Annotated in this window: 24 protein-coding genes; 14 read left to right on the top strand and 10 right to left on the bottom strand. The window is 34.4% G+C overall.

The genetic code is table 11. The features are described 5' to 3' along the window. Window positions 1–42 precede the first annotated feature (42 nt). The 3 genes from DK858_RS07470 to DK858_RS07460 all read right to left on the bottom strand — a co-directional run bounded on the left by DK858_RS07470 (window position 43) and on the right by DK858_RS07460 (window position 1815). Window positions 43–246 carry a hypothetical protein gene (locus tag DK858_RS07470; RefSeq protein ID WP_109396863.1) on the bottom strand — a complete coding sequence of 68 codons (204 nt, stop codon included), beginning with the start codon at window positions 244–246 and terminating at the stop codon, window positions 43–45. Between the two features lie 308 nt (window positions 247–554). Further along, complete coding sequence (locus DK858_RS07465) at window positions 555–764, bottom strand: sigma-S stabilization anti-adapter protein IraP (RefSeq protein ID WP_109396862.1); 210 nt, start codon at window positions 762–764, stop codon at window positions 555–557. A 502-nt stretch (window positions 765–1266) separates the two neighbouring features. Further along, window positions 1267–1815: an NADPH-dependent FMN reductase gene (locus DK858_RS07460; RefSeq protein WP_109396861.1), complete on the bottom strand. Its 549-nt coding sequence runs from the start codon at window positions 1813–1815 to the stop codon at window positions 1267–1269. A 442-nt stretch (window positions 1816–2257) separates the two neighbouring features. On the opposite strand from DK858_RS07460, the gene DK858_RS07455 reads away from it, so the two are divergent. Together DK858_RS07455 and DK858_RS07450 are read left to right on the top strand one after the other, a co-directional pair. Continuing rightward, window positions 2258–2788: a hypothetical protein gene (locus tag DK858_RS07455; RefSeq protein WP_228407232.1), complete on the top strand. Its 531-nt coding sequence runs from the start codon at window positions 2258–2260 to the stop codon at window positions 2786–2788. 5 nt (window positions 2789–2793) lie between these two features. Then, complete coding sequence (locus DK858_RS07450; protein WP_109396859.1) at window positions 2794–5496, top strand: sugar transporter; 2703 nt, start codon at window positions 2794–2796, stop codon at window positions 5494–5496. Between the two features lie 57 nt (window positions 5497–5553). Here the strand turns inward: DK858_RS07450 and DK858_RS07445 are convergent, their stop codons facing one another. Together DK858_RS07445 and DK858_RS07440 are read right to left on the bottom strand one after the other, a co-directional pair. After that, entirely contained in the window at window positions 5554–6432 is an 879-nt protein-coding gene (locus DK858_RS07445; protein ID WP_228407230.1) for a T3SS regulon anti-activator ExsD domain-containing protein, read from the bottom strand. A gap of 84 nt (window positions 6433–6516) precedes the next feature. Continuing rightward, entirely contained in the window at window positions 6517–7353 is an 837-nt protein-coding gene (locus DK858_RS07440; protein ID WP_109396857.1) for a helix-turn-helix transcriptional regulator, read from the bottom strand. 1202 nt (window positions 7354–8555) lie between these two features. On the opposite strand from DK858_RS07440, the gene DK858_RS07435 reads away from it, so the two are divergent. Beyond that, window positions 8556–9071, top strand: a complete 516-nt coding sequence (locus DK858_RS07435) for a bactofilin family protein (RefSeq protein WP_228407228.1) — start codon at window positions 8556–8558, stop codon at window positions 9069–9071. 81 nt (window positions 9072–9152) lie between these two features. After that, complete coding sequence (locus tag DK858_RS07430) at window positions 9153–9710, top strand: GNAT family N-acetyltransferase (RefSeq protein ID WP_109396855.1); 558 nt, start codon at window positions 9153–9155, stop codon at window positions 9708–9710. On the opposite strand, the gene DK858_RS07425 is transcribed toward DK858_RS07430, so the two are convergent. Beyond that, entirely contained in the window at window positions 9688–10038 is a 351-nt protein-coding gene (locus tag DK858_RS07425) for a nitrous oxide-stimulated promoter family protein (protein ID WP_109396854.1), read from the bottom strand. The two genes, DK858_RS07430 and DK858_RS07425, sit on opposite strands and share 23 nt — an antisense overlap. Window positions 10039–10217: 179 nt before the next feature. Here DK858_RS07425 and DK858_RS07420 point away from each other — a divergent pair, with 179 nt between their 5' ends. Further along, window positions 10218–10463, top strand: coding sequence for a DinI-like family protein (locus DK858_RS07420; RefSeq protein WP_162556664.1), 246 nt, complete (start codon window positions 10218–10220; stop codon window positions 10461–10463). Window positions 10464–10587: 124 nt separating this feature from the next. Here DK858_RS07420 and DK858_RS07415 read toward each other — a convergent pair whose 3' ends face one another. After that, window positions 10588–10827, bottom strand: coding sequence for a YecH family metal-binding protein (locus DK858_RS07415; RefSeq protein ID WP_109396852.1), 240 nt, complete (start codon window positions 10825–10827; stop codon window positions 10588–10590). A gap of 112 nt (window positions 10828–10939) precedes the next feature. Continuing rightward, window positions 10940–11155 carry a DUF465 domain-containing protein gene (locus tag DK858_RS07410; RefSeq protein WP_006533649.1) on the bottom strand — a complete coding sequence of 72 codons (216 nt, stop codon included), beginning with the start codon at window positions 11153–11155 and terminating at the stop codon, window positions 10940–10942. 252 nt (window positions 11156–11407) lie between these two features. Here DK858_RS07410 and eco point away from each other — a divergent pair, with 252 nt between their 5' ends. Continuing rightward, window positions 11408–11899, top strand: a complete 492-nt coding sequence (eco, locus tag DK858_RS07405) for a serine protease inhibitor ecotin (protein ID WP_255311068.1) — start codon at window positions 11408–11410, stop codon at window positions 11897–11899. A 90-nt stretch (window positions 11900–11989) separates the two neighbouring features. Here the strand turns inward: eco and DK858_RS07400 are convergent, their stop codons facing one another. After that, entirely contained in the window at window positions 11990–12427 is a 438-nt protein-coding gene (locus DK858_RS07400) for a universal stress protein (RefSeq protein WP_006533647.1), read from the bottom strand. Between the two features lie 535 nt (window positions 12428–12962). On the opposite strand from DK858_RS07400, the gene DK858_RS07395 reads away from it, so the two are divergent. Then, window positions 12963–13877 carry a cation diffusion facilitator family transporter gene (locus tag DK858_RS07395; RefSeq protein WP_109396981.1) on the top strand — a complete coding sequence of 305 codons (915 nt, stop codon included), beginning with the start codon at window positions 12963–12965 and terminating at the stop codon, window positions 13875–13877. A 72-nt stretch (window positions 13878–13949) separates the two neighbouring features. Here the strand turns inward: DK858_RS07395 and ghrB are convergent, their stop codons facing one another. Next, window positions 13950–14909, bottom strand: coding sequence for a glyoxylate/hydroxypyruvate reductase GhrB (gene ghrB, locus DK858_RS07390; protein ID WP_109396851.1), 960 nt, complete (start codon window positions 14907–14909; stop codon window positions 13950–13952). A gap of 456 nt (window positions 14910–15365) precedes the next feature. Between ghrB and galE the strand changes: the two genes are divergently transcribed. The 7 genes from galE (at window position 15366) to DK858_RS07355 (ending at window position 25301) form a co-directional block, all read left to right on the top strand. Then, complete coding sequence (gene galE, locus DK858_RS07385; RefSeq protein WP_109396850.1) at window positions 15366–16382, top strand: UDP-glucose 4-epimerase GalE; 1017 nt, start codon at window positions 15366–15368, stop codon at window positions 16380–16382. Between the two features lie 45 nt (window positions 16383–16427). Beyond that, complete coding sequence (locus DK858_RS07380) at window positions 16428–17483, top strand: UDP-glucose--hexose-1-phosphate uridylyltransferase (RefSeq protein ID WP_109396849.1); 1056 nt, start codon at window positions 16428–16430, stop codon at window positions 17481–17483. A 135-nt stretch (window positions 17484–17618) separates the two neighbouring features. Continuing rightward, on the top strand, window positions 17619–18779 hold the full coding sequence (galK, locus tag DK858_RS07375) for a galactokinase (RefSeq protein WP_109396848.1): 1161 nt from the start codon (window positions 17619–17621) through the stop codon (window positions 18777–18779). Beyond that, window positions 18779–19849: a galactose-1-epimerase gene (gene galM, locus DK858_RS07370; protein WP_109396847.1), complete on the top strand. Its 1071-nt coding sequence runs from the start codon at window positions 18779–18781 to the stop codon at window positions 19847–19849. The genes galK and galM overlap by 1 nt, the downstream gene beginning before the upstream one ends. A gap of 183 nt (window positions 19850–20032) precedes the next feature. Further along, entirely contained in the window at window positions 20033–21043 is a 1011-nt protein-coding gene (locus tag DK858_RS07365; RefSeq protein WP_109396846.1) for a substrate-binding domain-containing protein, read from the top strand. Window positions 21044–21366: 323 nt separating this feature from the next. After that, complete coding sequence (locus DK858_RS07360) at window positions 21367–23001, top strand: sodium/sugar symporter (RefSeq protein ID WP_109396845.1); 1635 nt, start codon at window positions 21367–21369, stop codon at window positions 22999–23001. Window positions 23002–23264: 263 nt separating this feature from the next. Next, window positions 23265–25301, top strand: coding sequence for an IreA family TonB-dependent siderophore receptor (locus DK858_RS07355; RefSeq protein WP_109396844.1), 2037 nt, complete (start codon window positions 23265–23267; stop codon window positions 25299–25301). Window positions 25302–25341: the final 40 nt, after the last annotated feature.

Here is a 25341-nt window from a genome sequence, read left to right as displayed (position 1 = left end):
ATAAATAATAAGATAGGTTGTTAAAGAACACAGAATCAATGTTTAGAGCATTTTTTTTATATATTGTTCTGTCTTGCTTATAACATCTTGATATTGAGGATGTTCGAGATAAGCATCATTGACGGTCTTATTTATATCATGGATTACTAATTCTTTTTGTTTATCTGTCAAAGTCAATAACAAGGCTTTTAAAATTACTTTCATTGCCGCAATTTCATACGCGATATTGACAACTTTTTTTTCCATAAGAACCTCAAAAGAACGACAATTTATTGCTGTTTGATAAATTATTTCTCATATTAATTAATTAGTTAATAAAATCCAAGAAAAAAATAAATTGATAAAAAAATATATATTTTTATCGCATTTTATATTAGAACAGTAAATGTGAGGATATTTGGAATTTGAAAAATAGATGTTCAGTAAATTTAACTTAGTATTGTATTGATAGGGGAAAATCACGGAATATCCTATATAAAATAATCAATAGGATGCTATTAATACCCTACAAAATTAGGGGGTAAATTTTATAGCTATAGTAAATATCATTTTCATTAGGGCTGAGTAAGTTTCTTCACGTATTGTTCAGTTAAGTTAATAACTTCATTGAACTGAGGGTATTTGTTCGATGTGTCCTCAAGCACTACAGATATATTGCCCAACATATCTCTTCGTTGTTTATCACTTAGCGTGGAAAGTAAAGATTTGATAACAATTTTTAGAGCGGCAATTTCGCATTCAATTTCTTTTAAATTTTTATCCATGATTTACCTGCCAGTATTTAATGGGTGAGTAATATAGGTAATTTTTTTGTTTATCACAATTATAGAAACGTATTATTTAGAGATATATCGCACATTATGGCTAATATTTTAACCTAATATAAAATATTAAAAATAATTATTAAATTGTAAATTTTATATGTAGCTGTAGATTGAAGCTTTATTGATATTCTCTAACGTTATAATGAATCAGATAAATGATTAAATTTGATCTCAAATCCAGTTCTCTTTAAATGGCTTTATTGTTGGCTGTATAGTAAACAATTCTTAGTTGTAATAATAAGAATATATCTTTTAAAGATAATCTATTTTTGTCTTATGTTATTTTATATTGAAGTGAACAAAGGGAATAGTTACTTGTTGCCAATGAAGGATGAGATTTTTTATTTGTCAGTAGGGATATTATAATCCAATAAATTACATTAGCTCTGGTGATAAAAAAGAAAAGAGCTTATATTTTTATATAAAGCTCTTTTGGGGGGGATTATTGATTATTTTGTTTCACAAAAACAACATAGGCATCAACCCAGTTTTGTATAAAACTTGCTGTTTTCTCTGAAAACTTCCCATTCTCAACCATTCCGTCATACCATTTTAGATAACATTCTGGCTGATTTAGTGTTGGCATATTCAAGAAGGCTAACGAATTACGTAAATGCTGTTGAGCTATTGCGGTACCAATATTACCCGTTGAAACACCAATAACACCAGCTGGAATTTTATTCCAAGCATTTGTTCCATAAGGGCGAGAGGCTTGGTCAATCGCATTTTTAAGCGCACCAGGTATCGAGCGGTTATATTCCGGTGTGATAAATATGATACCTTGGCACGCTTTTATTTGCTGTTTGAAATCAATAACAGAGGAGGGGGTATTGCTGTCATCATCTTGGTTATAGAGAGGAAGAGTACTAATATCAATAAACTGACAGGTAAATTCTTGAGGAAATAATTTAATTAAGGCATGTGCTGTTTGTTTATTAAACGAATCGTTTCTTAAACTACCGACAACGATACCAATTTTAAAATGGCTCATCTTAGTTCTCCTATTTGGAAGGATAAAATGAATATCAATTCTTATATTAGATATTCATTTTTTGATTCTATCTTTGTATCAAAAAACGGCAACAGAATATAAGTGTATTTTTACACGTAAATTGTGTAACTAAATGATAAAATTCGTATTATTATTTTTATAATTATCTGGTATTATCTTATTAATATAAAAACGAACAGTTTATATGACAACGTTTTTGCTAAATAAATCCGATATTCAAAAATTGATGCATTTAGTGTGATGTAAGTAGTATTTTAAGAAAAAAAATGAAATGAAAGGAGCACTCATTGAAAACAAGGGTGCTAGTTTTTTTATTTAGTATGCAGTTATGCAGTAGGTAATAGAAAATTATAATAAAATGGCTTAAAATGCGACAACTCATATGCTCTTATTTAAGTCTGATCGGAATTAAGGAAAAATGATGTCCTTATTACAAAATAAAAAGAATGTCCTCGCTGTCTTTATGGCAACCAGCGTCTTCGCATTATCTGGGTGTGCGTGGACTGATAATTCTCGTCCAGTTGAAACGCCTGCTCCAGCACAAACTACACAGCCAGTAGCACAAACTACACAGCCAGTAGCACAAACTCAACCAGTAGCAATAAATCAACCAGTGGCAGTTGCACAACCACTTTCTATGGCACCAACATCAGAGTCTGTAGATAGTGGTGTAGATACAGGGAAATTGGGGTTAGCACCACAAAGTGCTTGTATCAAACAACTTGATTCTTTGAAAACTTTTTCTCCATCTGACTATAAATCTATGATGAGCTCATTTAAAGAAATTAGCGAAATCAATGCGATGTACCGTAGTGTTCAAGGTACAGCAAGTAAAGACAGCTTAGATTTATTAAAAATGAGTATTGAATCAAAAACAGAAGTTTTATGTGCAAAAGTTCGCTATTTGTCGATTATGTCAGTTAATTCGACATTAAAAAAATTAGGTGAATAATTACTATGAAATTAAAGCAGAGTGTTTGTCTCGCTTTTATGCTGTTTCCAACACTATCGTTTGCCAATAATGAGTTTAATTCTGTTATTGAAGATTTTGACCGTTATTTTGAAACGCAAGAGCCAATTAAAATTGAGCCAAAAACATCTGCTACAATTTCATCTTCAACGAGAACTGGTCAGGCTAATCGTGGCGTGAACCGCACTACAACAGTGGCTCAACAAACAAAACCAGAGCAACGAGTCAAACCTTCTACGCCAGCTAAAAATGATAATCAGGCAATTGAGTCTGTTAAGACCCCTGATATCACGCTGGCAGAAGATTGCCCTGTGTTACCTGTTAATTATTCCGAATTAAAGAGTGATTACACTCGTTATTTAACACCGTTACTTTCATTTGTTCCGATAAAACCACAATTTACACCAGAGGATCTTAATCGTTATAGCTACCGAAATAATGTAACGGTTTATAATCCGTTAGCTCTTTATTTAAAAGAGAGTTATACAAAGCCTCAGCGTAATGACAATTTCTTGTTAGATATTATTCCAGGAACATTTTATTCTGTAACGGCCATTCCTTTTCACTTTGCATATCAGTTCAATCGTTCTGTACTCGACCATAAACAGCCTCTTTTTAATAAAGAGCTATTAAATCGTTTAGCAGATACGAGAAATAAATACCAATCGCTGTATCAAAAATACACAGAGCAGGCATCTATAACAAAAGAGCATTTAGAAAAGCTTCAAAATGCAAATAACCAAATTAAACAACTTGAATTGGCGCTGGCTGAAACAGAAGAAAAGTTAGCTACAGCGAACAACTTACTTACTGATGACACGTTAAAACAGGCGGTTGCCAAGCTACAAAGTGATTTAGAAACAATACAAAAAGAGCGAGACTTATTAGTTAAACAATTAGCTGAAAAAGAGAACGTATTACAGACAACAACAGTAAAAAATACAGAGTTAGCAAAACAGCAACAAGATTTTGAAAAACAAGCGGGAATACTTAAAGCCTTAGAGGAAAAATATACTCAGCTTGAGCAAGAAAAAGAGCAATTACAATCTCAGTATCAGCAGGCTCAGGCTCTGTTAAAAGATGACAGCGCCAAAAAAGAGATTGATAAATTACAAAGTTCACTTGAAAGCATAAAAGTAGATCAAGAGAAGTTAATTAGCCAATTAAATGACAAGCAGGCATTACTCGCTAAAATTAAACAAGAAAAAGAAACAATACAGGCTCAGTATGTCGAATCTCAGCAATTGCTAAACAGTAACAATAAGCAAAAAGAACAAGAATTAGCTAATTTAGAAACAGAAAAAAATAAAGAGATAGCAACATTAGAAAATTCGTTGTCAACAATCACGACAGAGCAAGAGAAATTAACTAACCAACTCACCGATGTACAAAATCAATTAGCAACAATAAAGAAAGAAAAAGAAGATGTGCAGACTCAACTTACACAGGCTCAACTATTGTTGAAAGATGACTCTGCGAAAAAAGAGATAGATAGATTACAAAGTACATTATTGAAAATTACATCAGAGCGTGAAGATTTATCTAAAGAACTTGCATTAAAAGTAGCAGATGCAGAAAAGCAGCAAGACGCTCATAGCAAACTTGTTGAAGAACAACGAAAAGAAATAGCACAACTAAAAACACAAGTTGAAAAAAGTAATCAGGAGCAAATTCAACTTAATAAATCGCTTTTAGCTGTTCAACAGCAAAAAGAGCAAGTGGATGAGAAATTAAAAGCGATCCCAGAATTAAAATCACAGTTAGATAATAAAGTCACTGAATTAGCGGACTTGAAGAAAAGTTTATCTGCTGGTGAAAAAGCATTTGAGAATTTAATTACTGATAAAAATAATTTGATAGCTAAGTTAGAGAAAGCACAAAATGAGTTATCGAATAAATATCAAACATTAGATACACAATTTAAAGAGAATAATATTGTGTTAGCTCAAGTTACCACGAGCAAGACAGAGAGCGAGAAAGCTTTAGTATTGCTAGAAAAACAACTTACTGAAAAGCAAAATACAACGGAGAAATTGATTGCTCAATTAGCTGAAGCGAAAACACAATTAGAAAAACAAAACACAGAAAACACCCAACAAATTAGTAAATTAAAGCAACAGCAAACAGAATCTATTACTAAATTAAATGAGCAAATTAAAGCAAAAGATGCTGAGTTAGCGAAAGTTAACACAGATACTAGTAATATTTTAAAAGAGAATAAAACGCTAAAAGAGCAACTGGGAAAAATGGCGGGCGAAGGGCAGATGATTGCAGGGCAACTTGCTTATGCTTATTCGATTATTGGAAAAGATAATGCTCAACGCAATAAATCCATTTTATCTGAGATCCAAAAACAAAATTACGTACAATATGATGATAATACCTATTTTAAAATATTAAAACAGGGTAAGCCTGTGGCTTCAATTGCAGGTAAAGCCGTTGTATTTACAATGCATGAAGAGTTGACAGACGGTACTGTAACTATTAATTATGATAAAGCTAAGCCGCTTATCTTACCTTACCGTCAACTGCCATTACCACTGAATACCTTTATTGCAAAAGCGGGTATCAATGGTAAAGCCAAAATTTATATAAAACCAAGTGGCGGTTATGGGAAAAATGGTGTACCAGGACAGGTACCACCAGAATCCATGTCTATCGTGACAATTGAGGTTTTAGATATTAAATAGAATAATAAAAACTAACATTAGCTCTTCTTTTTTATGTAGAAAGGAGTAGTGTTTTTATTATTGCCATAAATATTCATCGTTCTTTAAGCAAAGTTCTCTTTCTAGTAGCCAATCCTTTAATTTTTTGCAGTTTTCAGGATGTTCCGGAATACTATTTAAAATATTCCATAGCGGTTTTATTAATTCAGAATTTGGTGTCGTTTTTCTGATGTAGTCTAAAGTATTATTGATTTCAACGTTAAAGATAGGTTCATTTTTCCAGTGTTCGATCAATAGCTGACCTTCTTTTTGTAATAACTCATTGATAGCTAAGAGTTTAGATTTGTCAGATTCTAACTTTGCGTCTATTTGTTCTAAAGATAAAAAAGAATCATCACTATATGATGGTTGTTTTTTCTCAAATAACTTAATATTATTAAATTGTTTAATTTGTAATTCTAAGATCCTTTTTGTTTCATAAAGAGGAAATATCTGAGGTGTCACCTGTTTAACCCACCAAATAAATAATGGTTTTATGACAACCTGAATTAGGCGAAAATGTAAGGAAAGTATTACCTTTGCCTTTAATTTTTCATCCCAGTCGTTTACGCTAAAAATAGCATTTGGTGTTTCTAAATTAGAAATATGCTTTAACGTAATAATATGACGTATATCTTCTTTGCTGATAGGGACAAAACAATGCTTTTTACGTAAAAACCAAGTCGAGCGTAATAAATTATCTAAGCTCTCACGATAGATAAAGCGTGAAAGAATTTTTATTTGATGATTGTTAGTTTCTTGATACTTACTAACAATATCTTTATTAAAAAATAAAGAAAACTGTAAATTGAATAAGTTATCTACAGTTTCTTTATCTTGAGTAGCTAACATCTTTCTTAATAAATCCAAATAATCGTAGTAATGGATTTGAGGATTAAAGTTATTTTCAATTATCACGATATACAACTCACTCTTAAAAATACATTTCGAGTATTCTATATGTGAATTGGGCTTTTATATTGTGATATTCGGTTGGATTTTTTATAATTTTGATCTGATATTTCTCGCTTTACTTGGCGTCATATTAAAACGACGGTGATAACTTTGTGTAAAGTATGATTGGCTTGAAAAGCCTGATTCCATTGAGATATCGACAATGCTCATTTCAGTGGTCAGTAGCAGTTGATGTGCGTAAATAATTCGTCTTTCACAGATCCATGTTCTTGGTGAAGTACCATAAACATGATTAAAAAGTTCTTTGAACGTTGTTAATCCCATCCCAAACTCTCGGGCAAATTGTTTGAGCTTCCAATTTTTTAAATGATTTTTTTCCATAAAAATCTTTAAGCGGTCGACTTGACGATGGCTAAGTTGACGCAATAATGCCATTAAGTCAGAGCCATTTTCAGTTGAAAGCAATAGAATTAAAAGTTCTTCAATACGTAATTGAGTGAAAGCTTTAGGGCAAGATTGAGCAGTCAGGTATTCAAAGCCATTACTACAAAACTGAATAAGAGGGGAGTTTTGAAAGCAAATAAAAGCACTAGAAAATTCGTCATCTCTTTCTATTTGGCACAAGATATCGTTGTGCTTAGACATGAAGTCTCTTAAGAAGTCATCAGAAAGAGGGATATAAATAATATCGGTAGGTTCTGCACCTTGTGTTTTTATTGTATAGCTACCTTGCTGTAGAAAAAGAACTTGGTTTTCGTTAATTGTCACTGTGTCAGTACAGTTTTGCAATGTAAGTGCATTCTTTTGGATAAGAAAGAGCGCTTTTTGTTCATTTTCGAGTATTTGGTATTGCGGATAAAAATAAGATCTTTTTTGAATATTACAATCATATAGATCGGTTTTGTCACACTGTATTGTATTCATTTTTCGCCCAAAATTACTATATAAGTATCACTGTATTTTTATAAAGGTAAATATCTGAATATTTATAAAAACACTTCTTTATTATTGAGTGTTATTAAAAATAAAAAAGAGACTATTTTCTTTAATTTGATGCGGTTTTTTTTTAGATATTAGGCATTGTTCTTTGTTTTGATAATTTAAGATAAGTAATTTTGTTAATTTAATGACATTCTTTATAAATTGCAAAAAGAAATTAAATATGGATAAATTTTTTCTGTAAGGTGTTCAGTAATAATATGAGTGTTAATGTAATTAATAATTTACGTTTTATGTTGGGGAGGATAAAACTCATATATAACAATCAGTTGATTTTATTTTTTTCTTTACAGTGTAAAAAAACAATAAATGCATTTAAAATACAAATTTTATTATAAATGCCATTTTGTAATAAACTTGATAATAAGATGTTATGGATAATTTAAAGAAATTAAGTGTTATATATAAATATAAAGAAGATTAAAATTGAAAAAGAAAATTTAGTTGCCATTAATTATATTAACCATTGTTACTATATACCATTTATATATGACATGATATAAGTTTTAAATCATAAAATAGTGCATGAAAAATTTATTACTTACCTATTTATCTCGTTTTTGCCTTTAATTTTCATTGTTATTGTGACAATGTTCTCATATTTCTTTTTGCTAAAATTTAGATGAATTCAATTCTATATGCTGAATTTTTTTGAGTAAGTTTTTGTAAGTATATTGAGATAAGCAAAAAAATGTTAATTTTTAATGAAAAATATTTATCTAAATAAACTGATAATTATCACGATTTATTCACATTAAATGCAGATTATTTAAATAATGAGTTTTTTCTTTAATCAAATTAAATTAAATTTTATTTTGATCAAAGAACAATGCAAAAAACTAAAAGGTAATAATAGGCTTATTGCTGGCATTATGCTTACCGTTTGTTTATTAGAATGGTGAATGTGTAAGTATATTTATTGTCAGGGATGGGAGGTAAGGATATAGCTAATTATGGATAATAAGCGAACACTGCGAAATATTATATTGAGCGGGATATGGATAATTTGGACTCTTGCCTTAATTGCTTTTTGGCGTTATGAGGTAGCTGGCGAATTTTTGATTATTCTAATCCTAATTTTTAGCATTATTATTTATTCTATGACGTTGAGGTTAAAAAAAGCCACTATGTTTAGTCGTAAAACAGAAACACCAAAAGCAGCAGAGCCTGTTGCACCAGTAATAACAGAAGAGAAAAAACCGATGCCAGAGCAAAAATTATACACAATTATTGCAAAAGGAACGGTATTCCAAGGTGATATTAATGTTGAAGGCGATATCCAAATTTGGGGTAAAGTAACCGGTAATATTAATGTTAAAGATGGCGTTATTCGTGTTATGCATGCGGGACAAGTTGAAGGTGAATTAACAGCACCTGATATTATTATCGATGGTTTTGTAAAAGGTATCTGCGCTGCAAATAATTTAGATATTTTAGAGCATGGTGAATTACGAGGTACTAGCCGTTGTGGCAGTATGTCCATTAAACGTGGTGGTATTTTTACTGGGCAATCAGAGCAAGTTGAACATCAAGCAAAATCAGTTGCTCAACAACGGGTTGTTTCAATAAAAGAAAGCTCTAATGCAAATAAAGATAAAGTTGTTGCTTCAGTAGAAAATCAACTAAAAGAAAACAAAAAATAAAGTACCATTTTTCTTTCCATTGTTCGTTGCTTATCCTATTTTATCGCTATTGTCTTAATTTTATATAAACAGAGAATAACGATGAATTTAGAGACTCCCAGACTACATCTAAGAGAATGGCGTGAAAGCGATAAAGCGCCATTTTTTTCTGAAATCAACTCTTCATCTGAAGTGATGCGCTATTTCCCTTGCACTTTATCTCAATTAGAAAGTGATAATATGGTTGAGACTATTCGTGAAAAATTTATTCAACAAAATGGATGGGGAATGTGGGCGGTTGAGTTAAAAGAGACTCAAGAGTTTATTGGTTTTGTTGGGTTAAATATACCATCAGCATCTTTACCATTTTATCCCTGTGTAGAAATTGGTTGGCGGATAGCAAAAAAGTTTTGGCGAAAAGGTTATACCTATGAAGCGGCTTTAGCTGTATTTAAATTTGCTTTTGAGACGTTAGGATTAGAAGAGGTTGTTGCTTTTACTGCAGTTTCAAACCTTCCATCTCAAGGTGTAATGAAGAAACTCAGTATGCATCAATCTGATAATTTCTTTCATCCATCATTAGATAAAACACATCCTCTAGCTGAGCATGTTTTATACCGTTTGAAGAAATCTGATTTTATTTTTCAGTTGAACGAATAGTACGCTTTTTTTCAGGAAGTGGAGGTACTGGTTTTTTATCGTCAATAAGGTGACGTATTGCTAAAATTGGATGATAAATTAACATTCGTGGACCAGCCCAGCGCATGATTTGTTTCATTGTTTCTCGCTTAGCGGGTTGATAGCAATGAATAGGGCATTGTTTACAGGCCGGTTTATCTTCACCATAACGACATTTATCTAATCGGTTATAGGAATAATTGATTAATTGTTGATAATAATCTGCGTTAGCTTCAGGATGGGAATGAGCATAGAGGTGAATCATTTTTTGAATGGTTTTTTTCTCACGATTTATTCTTTTTCCTGACATGCCTTTCTCTCTTGGTAATATATTGTATTTATTATGCATCTTATAATTAAGCCGATAGAGACGCTAAAATATTATGTAATGCATAATGATAAAAAATTTTATCAAAAAGACTTTTCTTTTTTCTTAGAATATACTACTGTGTTTATATACAGTTTATTTGCCTTTAAATGGTGAAACCAATGCGTGTGGAAATTTTATTTAATAAACAATCTAAGGTAACTGACTCATTATTTCCGCTCTTAGAACACGAACTGAGAAAAAAGATCATTCCAGAATATCCAGATATGCAGTTTCGTATTGCCTTTAGTAGCATGAACTCGATTCAAGTTACGGGCATAAAAGATGAAACTAAGCATAAACACATAATGGAACTTATTCAAAGCGTTTGGGAAGATGATAGTTGGTTACAAACAGACGATGAATAAATGAAGTAAAGCAGTAAAACAATTACGATTGTCAGAACGAGTTGGCTTTTTATTTGTTTATATAAAAAGCCAATGATATAGAAAAGGAAATCACTGGCAATCGAGCTTTAACACGATATATCCATTAATGATGACAAATCTTATTTTCACTTGTTGTAAATCCACCCTCAGCTGGAATAAATTTACCTTTCCTTTCTAAGAAATCAACTAATTCAGCTGCTGTCATATTTTCAGCTGAACAAGTATGAAAACGTGAGTCATTACCGAATTGTTTATGGATAGCATCAATGAGTGTTGTTTTAGTAAATGCATTTTCTGATGAAAGGATCATTTGCAAAACTTTATGACCATGTATTGATGACATATTAAGCCCTTTAAAAAAACAAAAGATATATTAATTATGCATCTTTATGGTGTGGTATCTTTGTTTTTAATCATAAAAAGCGATGATAATAAATCATCGCTTAAAAAGAGCCTTATTTTTCACTTCGTTGAAGTATTTTTTGCATTTCATCTTTGAGATGAAGCTTTTCTTTTTTTAGTTTGGCAACTTCATCATTATAGCCAGCTCCGTTAGGGCCTTCTAATTTAGCAATTTCTTGGTCGAGTCGATGATGTTTATCGTAGAGAGCTTCAAAGCGGGGATCACTATTTCTTAATTGAGAAACAAGGGATTGCTGATCTGAGAACATATAACCTCCTATGAAAAGAAATTGGGTCTCTATTTCAGTATAATCATAGATAGCTTATCTGCACGGCGATGTATCACAAATTTACATTTCATGAAAAAACGTGATTTTTCTTTTTAAAACATTCAGAATTATCCGCTCATAGTACTATTTACTAAGATGTTAGCATTCAAGCACTAAAAATATTAGTATTCAGATAACGAGCAATAAAAACATCTGACTAATTTTATTAACGGCGAAGAGTTCGCTGTAAAAATGGAGAGAGTGATGAACAAAGTAATATTATCTTTAGTAGCAGCAATGTCTTTATCTGCGTGTGCACAAGCTACTGACAGTTTAGATAAAGTTGCGCCTTATCCTAAGGCTCAAGAAAATCAAGTTCGTCATGTCATTGAGTTAGAGAAAAAAGATAATGAAAGCAATTATCAGGTTGAATTAATTATCGGTAAAGAACTTAAAGTAGATTGCAATCATCAGTGGTTTGGTGCGGATTTAGATGAAAAGAATTTAGAAGGTTGGGGTTATAGCTATTATGTTGTTGGTGATTTAAATGGCCCAATGTCTACAATGATGGGATGCGCTGACAATACGAAAAAAGATGCCTTTGTACAGGCAAATATAGGATCAGATGCTTTCATCCGTTATAACAGCAAATTACCTATTGTTGTTTATGCGCCAAAAGATGTTGATGTAAAATATCGTATTTGGTCAGCAGCTGAGACTACTCAAGATTCAGTTAAAAAATAACAGTCAACCCTATTTAGGATAGATGATAGTTTACTAAAAAGCCCTTTGTTGGTGAGACAAAGGGCTTTGTTACGATTTAAACGCGAAATATTAACGTATAACTAAAACTGACATTTTGGCATGGCGTACAATTGATGATGCTGTTGAGCCTAATAGATAAGAGGAAACATTAGGTCTATGTGAGGCAATCGCAATTAAATCAGCATCAATGTGGCGAGCATATTCTAAAATTTCATCTTTTGCATTACCAACACCAACATTACATATAATCTGCTCATCAGGGATTTTTGCATCTTTGATCATTTCTTGTAGTGCAACAAAAGCAAGACGAGTACGTTCTGACGAATCTTTGAATTTTTCAGGAATAGCGGCAAATTCGATACCAAAGAAAAGTTCAGCATTAGGTATAACGGTGAGGAAGTGGATCTCAGGTTTACCCACCTTTGCTATTTGTTCAATGTGAGTGATTAGTTCCTGAGAAAGTTCATCTTCTAAAATATCAATGGGAACTAGGATTTTCTTATACATTACAAACCTCACTTAGCGTTAGTTTAAAATAATTACTATTATCTCCTAATAGTAAAAAATAGCTGTGATCTGTGTTTTAAATAAGAGTGAGAATGATTATTTACTACTTTATATTATTAAGCATTAAAAAATTAAAAACAGTCTAAAATAATATTAGAAATATAATGGAAATAAGTTATACACCTTAACTTGTTGACAGGGAAGCAATAAATAATGTTGTATTAAAAACTAAATTTTCTTTTTTTCATTAAAAATAGAAAATGCATAAAAGAATGATTATCAATTATATTATTGTTTTGTATCTATAAGATTTTATTGATAAAAATAAGAGACAGAAAGATTTAAATATGGCATATTAATAGGTAATGACATCTCAATATGATGTCTGGACAGCAATCTTAGTCCCTAAACTGGATTGTTATTCAGAGTCGTCCTTTATTCTCACCAATGAGTTATGGAACCTGAAATAACCTGTGGAACTCTATTTATCTATGGCAATAGAGTAGGCTATTTAAAACCAAATAAGATTATTATTATGACACATAATCACATTGATGATATTGAGTTGGATCGGGCTGATAATAAGCAGTCTGAAAAATTTAAGGCAGCTAAAAAAAGCACCTTAGTGAGTGTTTTTGTCAATATCATTTTATCCATTTGGCAAATTACAGTGGGCTTTTTCTCACATTCTCAAGGTTTAATTGCTGATGGTATTCACTCACTTTCTGATCTTATTGCTGACTTTGTTGTTTTAATTGCCAATAAAGGGAGTCAGAAAAAACCTGATGCAGACCACCCTTATGGGCATTTTCGTTATGAAAATGTGGCGTCACTTATTCTTGGGGTTATTTTATTAGTTGTGGGTTTAGGGATGGTGTTTTCAGCCATTCATAAAATTTTAGATCCATCTACTATTCCTGAAGTTCATAGTGTTGCTTTATATGTGGCTTTACTAGCATTAGCGGCTAAAGAAGGTTTATTCCGCTATATGCTTGCTGTCGCAAAAAAAGTCGACTCAAATATGTTAGTCGCAAATGCTTGGCATGCACGCTCTGATGCCGCTTCTTCATTAGTTGTTGCAATTGGTATTATCGGAAGTTTGGCTGGATTTAAATTTTTTGACCCATTAGCCGCATTAATTGTCGGATTATTTGTTGGGCGAATGGGATGGCGTTTTACTTATCAAGCTCTACAAGATTTAATGGACAGAGGTGCTGATGAAGAAACGCTGGAAGAGATCAAACAGGTACTGGTTTCAACACCGGGTGTACAAGGTGTTCATGATTTAAAGACGCGTCGTTCTGGTGATTATTTACTTGTAGATGTACATCTTGAAATCAAAGGTGATCTCACCGTCAATGAAAGTCACGAGATTGTTGTTAATGCACGTAATAATGTTTTGCAAAATAAACAGATCTTGAGTGTCATGGCTCACGTTGATCCTGCTTAAATTTAATTGAACAGCTAATAAAAAAGGTAATGATAGATTTTCATTACCTTTTTTATATTTTAAATTAGGGCTTTAGAAATTGACGCAGTTTTCTTTTACGTGATTACTTAGCGCCGCAATCAGATTATCTACAGCACATTCCGCCATTGCATAGCGAGTCTCTTTTGTTGCAGAGCCGATATGTGGAACAGCAACGACATTCTTCATCGTTAATAAAGGTGAAGATGAAGATAGAGGTTCTTTTTCAAAAACATCCAGTCCAGCGCCCGCGATCTCTTTTTGTTCTAATGCTCTGATTAATGCTAATTCGTCCACTACAGCTCCGCGTCCTGCATTAATTAAATAAGCATCAGGTTTCATCATTAAAAATTGTTTTTTCCCCATTAAATGATATGTTTCTGGTGTTAATGGCAACGTGATACAGACGAAATCAGATTGCTGTAATAAGGTATCTAAAGAGCAATGCTTTGCTGCAAATTTATTGTTTACTTCTGTATATTCTGTTCGTGAGTGATAAAGAATATTCATATTAAAACCAAAGTGTGCGCGCTGTGCTAAGGCTTTACCTATTCTCCCCATGCCAATAATACCCATGGTTTTATGATGAACATCAGTACCGTACCAATCAGCTGTGATACCTTTAACCCATAAACCTTGTTTAACATTATCAGCAAGTTCAGGGATACGTCTTGCTACGGCAAGGACTAATCCCATCATGGTATCGGCGACAGTATCTGTTAATACCGTTGGAGTATGCATTAGTTTAATATTACGTTTGGTGAGTGCATTAACGTCAATATTGTCATAGCCTACAGATACCGTTGAAACGGCTTTTAAATGAGGTGCTTGGTTAATAAAGTTTTCATCGATATTGCCACCAGCACCTAGTAATCCAGAGGCATTAGCAAGCGCTAAACGGAAGTCATTAGAGTCTAAAGAGAGTGTTTTAAATTGTTTGATATCAGCAAAGTCAGATAGTTTGTTGTACAGTTTTTCGGGAAGATCTTGATATAGCACGACAATCGGTTTCATTACATTTTCCTTATATATTCAACGTGCTTATTGGGTACTTATTGGTGGTGCTTATTGTATATAGTTGTTGATTGTTTTTTCCTCGAATTATTTAGAGGGGAGTGTTCTTACTCCGCTTAAACATATTAGCGGGGAAGTTAATAAGGTATGATAAAACGTATTGAATGTCAGTTTTATCATGTAATTAACGGATTAATTCAGATGTAACCGTTTACTTTAAATGGGTGTCATTTTTTATAGATAAAGAGGTGGATGTGTTACGTATTGCATTAACTTACTGTAATACAATTTTAAACTCATACTTTTATTAAATGTTATATGTGCGAAAAGTGTGTAAACGTTTACACTAAATGTCGGTTTGATCACGAAATGATTTTGTTGATCTTGTTAAACTCTGTGTCAGTGAACAGAAACCGTCTTGCGCTTTTCCTTTGAATTGAATCAAAAGAGGTGAATGTGGAAATATTAGTAACAGGTGGTATGGGATATATCGGTAGTCATACTTGCGTACAAATGATCGAAGCGGGAATGACACCGATTATTTTAGATAACCTTAGCAATGCGAATGAAGAAGTACTTAATCGTGTTGAAGCTTTAACAGGTAAACGCCCTCTGTTTTATAACGGTGATATTCGTGATGACCAGCTATTAGCATCAATTTTTGCTAAGCATTCTATTCAGTCTGTTATTCATTTCGCAGGATTGAAAGCGGTCGGTGAATCTGTTCAGAAGCCAATTGAGTATTACGATAACAATGTTAATGGCACATTGGTGCTAGTGCGTTGTATGCGTGATGCGGGTGTAAAAAGCATTATTTTTAGCTCATCTGCAACTGTTTATGGTGATCCTCAAACGGTTCCTATTACTGAAGATTCGCCAGTAGGGGGGACAACTAACCCTTATGGCACCAGTAAATATATGGTTGAGCGTATTTTATCTGACTTATTTATTGCTGATGAAAGTTGGTCTATTAGTTTGTTACGTTATTTTAATCCAGTAGGGGCGCATCCATCAGGTACGATGGGCGAAGATCCTAAAGGTATTCCAAATAACTTAACTCCTTATATTTCTCAAGTGGCAATTGGTCGTCGTGAACAAGTAGCTGTTTTTGGTAATGATTATCCAACAAAAGACGGTACAGGTGTTCGTGATTATATTCACGTTATGGATCTGGCTGATGGTCATATCGCAGCATTAAATGTACTAGGTAAAAAAGCGGGCTTACATATTTATAATTTGGGAACAGGTAATGGTACTAGCGTGATTGAAATGATTGAAGCATTTCGTAAAGCTAGCGGTAAGCCTATTCCTTATCAATTACAAGCTCGCCGACCTGGTGATATTGCAGAATGTTGGTCAAGCCCTGCAAAAGCAGAGAAAGATTTACACTGGAAAGCCATTCGTTCAATTGATGATATGGCTGCGGATGCTTGGCGTTGGCAGTTACAAAACCCAAATGGTTATCTGAAATAAGATTTAAAGTTTTTAGATAATCTTAAATAAATAAGAGAGAAGGTTATGTCGAAACTGATTTTTGATCCTGTTGAACATCCTCATCGTCGTTACAATCCGTTAACTGGTCAGTGGATTTTAGTTTCACCACATAGAGCGAAACGACCTTGGAATGGCAAAGATGAAAAGCCTCAGATTGCGACACTTCCCTCTTATGATCCCCACTGCTATTTGTGTCCCAATAATACCCGTGTTTCCGGCGATAAAAACCCCGATTACACAGGAACGTATGTCTTTAATAATGATCATTCTGCATTGTTGCAAGATGAATATCATGTTGAGCCTTCATCAAACCCGTTATTTCAGACTCAAACAGTAAGAGGAATTAGTCGAGTTGTCTGTTTCTCGCCTGATCATGGAAAAACGATCCCAGAATTGCCCGTCAGTAGCTTACGTAAAATTGTTGATACTTGGGATAACCAAATAGAATCACTCAGCAAAGAATATCTTTGGGTTCAAGTCTTCGAGAATAAAGGCGAAACGATGGGATGCTCTCAACCTCATCCTCATGGGCAAATTTGGGCAAGTGATTTCTTGCCTAATGAATTAGCGCGAAAAGATACGCAATTAAAAGCTTACTTTGAAAAATACGGGCGCAATCTATTAATCGATTATGTTGATGCTGAATGTAAAGATGCAACTCGTACTGTAGTTGAAACAGAACATTGGCTGGCAGTAGTTCCTTATTGGGCTTCTTGGCCTTATGAAACGATGTTGTTACCTAAAGTGCATATTCGAAGAATGAGTGAATTAAATAGTGCTCAGCGAGATGATCTCGCTATTGCAATGAAAAAATTAACAAGCCGTTATGATAATTTATTCCATTGTTCTTTCCCTTATTCAATGGGATGGCATTTTGCACCTTCTTTTAAAGATGAGAGAAATATCGATCACTGGCAATTACATGCACTTTACTATCCGCCATTATTACGTTCAGCCACTGTGCGTAAATTTATGGTGGGATATGAAATGTTGGCAGAATCGCAAAGAGATCTAACGCCAGAACAAGCCGCGAATAATTTACGTCAAGTAAGTGATATTCATTATAAAGAGCAACGTTAACGACCTGCGATATGGCTAGGTATTTTAATTAATCTGCTTTTTATTGAGCACGAAATAAATTAAATCAAACATCTCATTATTTACATAATGATGTGATGGGGTTTCTGTTACTTAATTTTAAGCTAAGGATTTATTATGCAGGCACTTATTAATAATGTGACTCGTTCATTTTCAACTATATTTGGTTACGCACCTACACATTTTATTCAAGCGCCAGGTAGGGTAAACCTTATTGGTGAACATACTGATTATAATGATGGTTTTGTTTTACCTTGTGCAATTAATTATCAAATGGTCGTTGCAGCAGCAAAACGAGATGATAATACTATTCGTGTCATTGCGGTTGATTACCAAAATGATGTTGATGAATTTAGCCTCGATAATACCATTGAATTTTTACCTAATAAAATGTGGGCTAATTACGTTCGTGGTGTTATTCATTTTCTACAAAAAGATAACTACTCTTTTCATGGTATGGATATTGCGATATCCGGAAATGTTCCTCAAGGTGCAGGGTTAAGTTCTTCTGCTGCGTTAGAAGTTGCCATTGGTCAAACGCTTAAAACACTTTATCAATTACCTATTAGCCAAAAAGAGATTGCATTAAATGGCCAAAAAGCAGAAAACCAATTTGTCGGTTGTAATTGTGGCATTATGGATCAACTTATTTCGGCTTGTGGTGAAGAAAATCATGCACTATTAATCGATTGTCGTTCATTAGAAACGTCGGCGGTAACCATGCCCGAAAATATGATCGTGATGATTATCAATACCAATAAAAAGCGTGGTTTAGTGGATAGTGAGTACAATACCCGTCGTCAACAGTGTGAAGAAGCTGCTCGTATTCTAAATGTGACTGCATTAAGAGATGCCACATTAGAGGATTTAGTGGCAAAAAAAGCATTAATGAGCGAAGTGGTTTATCGTCGGGCACGTCATGTTATCACTGAAAATGGTCGTACATTAGATGCAGCAGAAGCTTTACGCCATGGTGATTTAACCACATTGAGCCAGTTAATGATGCAATCACATCACTCAATGCGCGATGATTTTGAAATCACAGTCAAAGAGGTTGATTCATTGGTTGAAATCGTGAAATCGGTGATTGGTGATCGTGGTGGTGTAAGAATGACTGGTGGTGGATTTGGCGGTTGTGTCGTAGCATTAGTGACACCAGATTTAGTTGATAAAGTCGTTGACTCTGTTAAGGCGCAATACGAAGCTAAAACGGGATTAAAAGAAACTATCTATGTCTGCTCTGCAAGCCAAGGAGCGGGCTATTCGGAGGCAAAATAATGGCGACTAATGAGCTTCGCTTTCTTGAACCTGAACAAATGACAGCACAACCTGCATCAGATGGAAAACCTGCGCAAATAGTGGTGCTTAAAAATCGTTTTGGTATGTCCATTTCTTTAATGGATATTGGTGCAACTTGGTTAACCTGTATTGTACCCGTTAATGGATATCGTCGAGATGTGTTATTAGGCTCTGCGGATATGAATGCCCATAAACAACAAACAGCGTATTTAGGTGCAACGGTTGGTCGTTTTGCTAATCGTATTGCTGGGGCTAAGTTTGTATTAGCCGGGCAAGAATATAAAATTAGTGCGAATGAAGGTAAAAATACCTTACATGGTGGTAAGCAAAACTTCAGTCATCTTCGCTGGGAGATCACCGCACAATCTTCTCAATCTGTTACTTTTTCACTGATATCAAAAGATGGTGATCAAGGTTTTCCTGGTACTGTGAAAGTTAATGTGACCTATACTCTGACAGATAATAATGAAGTATGTATTGATTATCAGGCGATAAGTGATAAAGCCACACCACTAAGTTTAACTAATCATGCTTATTTCAATCTTGCAGGTGAACATACTGAGCGTACTGCACTTGAGCATGATTTAAAAATTTGTGCGTCTCATTATTTAAAAAATGGTCAAGGTAATATTCCTACGGGTGAATTTGTAAGTGTAATAGGAACGGGGTTTGATTTTCGTAAATTAAAACGTGTTGGTCTCGATTTTATGGTAGATGAATGCCAAAAAGCCGCGAATGGTTATGATCATGCGTTTATTTTAGATAAGAAAGCAAACGAGGATAAAACGCCCGTTGCGACTGTTGTTGCCCCCGAAGGTGAACTTAAAATGGATGTTTTTACAACCATGCCTTCTGTCCAGTTCTATACAGGTAACTTTCTGGCAGGAACAAAAGGAAAGAGCCGTCATTACGGCAATTACTCAGGATTGGCATTAGAAACACAATATTTTCCAGATGGCCCTAATCATCCTGAATGGCATGAAAATCAAGGTATTTTACCTGCAAATACAGCGTGGAATAGCCAAACAATCTATAAGTTTTACTCGTAATAATAAAAGGAAAGTGTAAACGCTTTCCTTTTCACTATTTATTTGATCTTTTTACTTTTTAAATTTCACTTCTTCGCTGATAATCAAGCCACTTAAATTCTATTACTCTCTTTTTTCTTTGTTTGTAGATTAACGGTTCGTTATTTCTTAACCATGAATAAAGGTGATCCATAAGGAGTGGATATGGCGACTATCAAAGATGTAGCGAAAGAAGCGGGTGTTTCTGTCGCGACTGTATCTAGAGTCATAAATAACTCGCCGAAAGCAAGTCAAACATCTATCGAAACCGTTAATGCAGCGATGCAAAAGCTGGGCTATCGACCTAATGCGGCAGCAAGGGCTTTGGTTAGTCAAAGTACGCAAACTTTGGGGGTTTTAGTGCATGATGTTTCTGATCCCTTTTTTGGCACACTCGTTAAAGCGGTTGATAACGTTGCAAGACAATCAGGGAAACACATCTTGGTCTGTAATGGTTATCATGATGCTCAAGATGAGCGACAATCTATTGAGTTATTGATTAATAGCCGCTGTGATGGCCTTGTGATCCATTCAAAAGCACTTTCTGATGAAGAGTTGCTGGCTTATGCGCATGAAGTTAAAAGCATGGTATTGATTAACCGTTTTATTCCTGAAATTGCTGAACGTTGTGTTGCTTTAGATAATTATAAAGGGGCATGGATGGCAACAGAGCATCTTATCCGCCAAGGCCATACTAAAATTGCGTATATTTCATCAACTCATCATATTGAAGATACAACTCAGCGCCTTGCTGGTTATAAAGCTGCATTAGAAGCTAATAATATCTCATTGTCCGAAAGCTATATTGAATATGGTGAGCCGGAAGGTGAAGGCGGGGAAAAAGCCATGATGCATTTGCTAACAAAATCAATTGATTTTACAGCCGTAGTGACTTACAACGACTTTATGGCCGCAGGGGCTTTATCTGTTCTTGATGAAAATGAAATCCCTGTACCTGAAAAAATCTCAGTTATTGGTTTTGATGATGTCTTAATTGCACGTTATATTCACCCTCGTTTAACTACGGTACGTTATCCTGTACAAATGATGGCAGAGCAAGCTGCAACACTTGCTATCAAGCTTTCTAAAGGTGAAATACTTGAACAGAAACAACGTATTTTCTCGCCAACATTAGTTCAACGTAATTCCGTTTTTAATCTTAGCCACCTCGCTTAATTACCTTATTTACTTTTTATTTAGCTGATCCTCTTAATGGTTTTCAACATTAAGAGGTCATATTTAATCAGTTAGTGTAATCGTTATCATTTTTAGATCTTTTTTCAACGGTTATTTAACTATCTGAGATTTTTTAAATAAAATTATTATCGTATTTTAAGCTTAGATCTTACTTTACTCATCATGCTAATCGTTTGTTTTCCTATTTTATGATCCATTTACGTAACATGAGCGATAAATTTGTGAACAGAGTAACGGAAAAAGATTGTGAAAACGTTTACATTGAAACCCTATTCTCTCTATGGGTCTGAAAGGAAAATATTATGCATACAGAAGGTGTTGGGTTAAGCACAATAGACTATGCAATTTTTGCCCTCTATGTTGTTATCATTATTAGTCTAGGATTATGGGTTTCTCGTTCAAAGGATGGTGAGAAAAAAGGAACAAAGGACTATTTTTTAGCAGGTAAAACCCTTCCTTGGTGGGCAATTGGTTCTTCGCTTATTGCTGCTAATATTTCAGCAGAACAATTTATTGGTATGTCAGGATCTGGTTTCTCCATTGGTCTTGCTATCGCCTCTTATGAATGGATGGCCGCACTGACATTAATTATTGTTGCTAAATACTTTTTACCTGTCTTTATCGAAAAAGGTATTTATACCATTCCAGAATTTGTTGAGAATCGTTTTAAAAGCCGTAATTTAAAAACCATTCTTGCCGTATTCTGGTTGGCATTATTTATCTTTGTTAACTTAACCTCGGTTCTTTATTTAGGTTCATTGGCACTAGAAACCATACTAGGTGTACCGATGATGTATGCCATCATTGGTTTAGCATTATTTGCTGTTATCTATTCACTTTATGGTGGACTTTCTGCTGTTGCATGGACAGACGTAGTACAAGTGTTCTTCCTTATCCTTGGTGGCTTATTTACCACTGTATTAGCAGTCAGCTATATCGGTGGAGATGGTGGGATCATGGAAGGTTTGAGCAAAATGACACAAGCTGCACCTGATCACTTTAAAATGATCTTAGAGAAAGATAATCCGCAATTTATGAATTTACCTGGTATAGCGGTACTGATTGGTGGTTTATGGGTTGCTAATCTCTATTATTGGGGCTTTAACCAATATATTATTCAGCGCGCTTTAGCCGCTAAATCTATTAACGAAGCACAAAAAGGGCTAGTGTTTGCTGCATTCTTGAAACTTATCGTGCCTGTCCTTGTTGTTGTGCCTGGTATTGCTGCATTTGTTATTACAACTAACCCTGAATTAATGGCGGGGTTAGGGACAATGGCACAAGCGCATATTCCAACGTTGTCACAAGCAGATAAAGCTTATCCTTGGTTAACTCAGTTCTTACCAGTAGGTGCAAAAGGCGTTGTTTTTGCTGCACTTGCCGCTGCAATAGTTTCATCCTTGGCCTCTATGCTTAACTCTATCGCGACTATTTTCACGATGGATATTTATAAAGAATATATTGGACCAAAAGCTTCTGAAACACGTTTAGTGAATGTAGGGCGTATTAGTGCCGTTGTTGCTTTAATTATTGCTTGCTTTATTGCGCCATTATTAGGTGGTATCGATCAGGCATTCCAATATATTCAGGAATATACAGGCTTAGTGAGCCCAGGAATTTTAGCAGTATTCCTATTAGGTTTATTCTGGAAAAAAACGAATGCAAAAGGTGCAATCATTGGTGTGGTTTTATCTATACCGTTTGCGTTGTTCCTAAAATTAATGCCATTAGGTATGCCATTCCTTGATCAAATGATGTACACCTTTATATTTACTACTGTTGTGATTGCTTTAGTTAGTTTAAGTTCGACTAAAACTGATGACAGCATAGGGGCGATAGCATTAACAGATAAAACCTTTAAAACACAAAGTGGATTCAATATTGCTTCTTATACCATTATGATCATCTTATGTGTGCTTTATGCCGTATTCTGGTAATAACAAGATTGTAATTTGCTAATTCTCTAAATCTAAAAATATTCTACAAAACGATACAAAGCAGATGGTTATGCCATCTGCTTTTTTTTGTTGTGTTCAAAAATCCGTTCTTTTTGTACCTAATAGGAAAGGCACTAATTTTCTTTGATATAGATTAAAAAAAAATAATAAATACGAAAAGAAAATCATTCTCATAACCATTTGGTTAAGATAATATCAATCATTCTCATTATTATAATTGTTATATATTCAGGGGATCTCTAATGAACTTTAAAATGGGCGTTTTAACAGCCTGTATTCTATCTGCCTCTTACCCGCTGTATGCACAAGAAAATAAAGAAGAAAAACTTGTTGTATCAGCATCTGGATTTGCTCAACAAATTACAAATGCACCAGCAAGTATTACTGTCATCAGCAAAGAACAACTCGCCAAGAAACCCGTTCATGATTTAGCTGACGCTGTAAAAGGCGTTGAAGGCGTTAGCATTAATGGAAATGCTAATAAACAAGAAATTACGATGCGTGGTTTACCGGGCGAATACACTCTTATTCTTGTTGATGGTCGCCGCCAAAATAGCCGTGAGTCACGTCCTAATGGAAGTGGGGGGTATGAAGGTGGTTTTATTCCACCAGCAGATGCGATTGAACGAATAGAAGTGATCCGTGGACCAATGTCATCTCTGTATGGCTCTGATGCGATGGGGGGGGTTATCAATATCATCACTAAACCAGTAACAAAAGAGTGGCATGGCTCTGTTGCACTTGGTGGTACATTGCAACATAACCGTGATGCTGGTGATTCCATTAATGGTGATTTTTATCTTTCAGGACCTCTAATTGAAGATAAATTAGGCTTACAACTTTACGGCAATACCTATTTACGTGCTGAAGATAAAATTACTTATGGTCAAGGTCGTAATGACAACAAAAATATTACGGCAAAATTGGCATTCACACCAACTGATAACCAAACTATTTTATTAGAAGCGGGTCGCAATACGTTACAGCGTACAACGACACCAGGTAAATCCATGAGTCAGTTTACCAATCGAGGTGGGCGTCTTGATGAAAATAAAATGTTAGAAACCAATAATGACCGTAACCACTGGGCATTAACCTATAAAAATCAGTTTGATATTCTGCATTCAGAATTAAGTGTGTATCAAGAACAAACTAAGCGTATTACCAAAACAGAAATGATTGATAAAACGACGAAGGAGCGTGAAGAGTATTACGAAGATCGTCGCCCTGAAATTACCAATACTGTTTTTGATGCGAAATTTACCGCATTCTTACCGGATAACGTGATGACTTTTGGTGGTCAATATCAATATTCGCGTTTAAAAGATGAATCATCCACGGGTTCTGGTATTCAGCAATCCACGATTACCGCTGATCAAAAAGCGTTATTCCTTGAAGATGAATATAGTGTAACAGACAACTTGGCGTTAACGGGTGGTGTGCGCCTTGATGATCACGAATATTACGGTAATCACTGGAGCCCAAGAGCGTATGCCGTTTATCATTTAACTGATGAATTGACTTTAAAAGGTGGTGTAGCGAAAGCCTTTAAAGCGCCAAGTTTACGTGAAATCAGTCCTCAATACGGTACTTCAACTGAAAAAGGCCGTGCGATTATGTACGGTAATCGTGATTTAAAACCTGAAACATCAGTTAGCCAAGAAATTGGTATTGGCTATGATAATGGGGATGGTATTACCGCAAGTGTGACTTTCTTTAATACTGATTTTAAAGATAAGCTAACAAACTATGATACGGGTGAAAAAGATCCCATTACAGGTTTAAAACTGTATCAATTCGATAATGTGGGTAAAGCAAATATTAAAGGGATCGAAACAGCAGTGGGATTCCCTATTGCTGAAAGTTGGCACGTGAATGCAAACTACACCTATATTGATTCAGAACGTAGAAGTGATGATGAGAAATTAGCATCTGGTGAATCTTTAAAAGGCTATCCACTTGATATGACACCAAAGCATAGCGCTAATGCACGAGTTGATTGGCAGTTTGATGAAGCAACCAGTTTTTATGCCAATACCGCCTATACAGGGAAACAAATCTGGGCTGCACAACGGAATGGTTACACTGGTGCACGTTATCGTAGTGGGTATACAACTTTTGATTTAGGGATGACCTATAACTTTAATAAAAACACAATGTTTAATTTTGCGGTATTAAATATTACAGATGAAACAGGCCCCGCTGTAAATGATAAAGGCGGTAACTGGGTTGTCGATGAAGGTCGTCGTTATTGGGCGAATATTAAATATAGCTTCTAATCTAGCCTAAATTAGAATAAACCCCGTATTAAATATGGGG

Source organism: Proteus faecis (assembly GCF_003144395.1).
In the GTDB taxonomy this organism is placed as follows: Bacteria; Pseudomonadota; Gammaproteobacteria; order Enterobacterales; family Enterobacteriaceae; genus Proteus; species Proteus faecis.
This window is presented reverse-complemented; position numbering and strand designations above follow the sequence as displayed.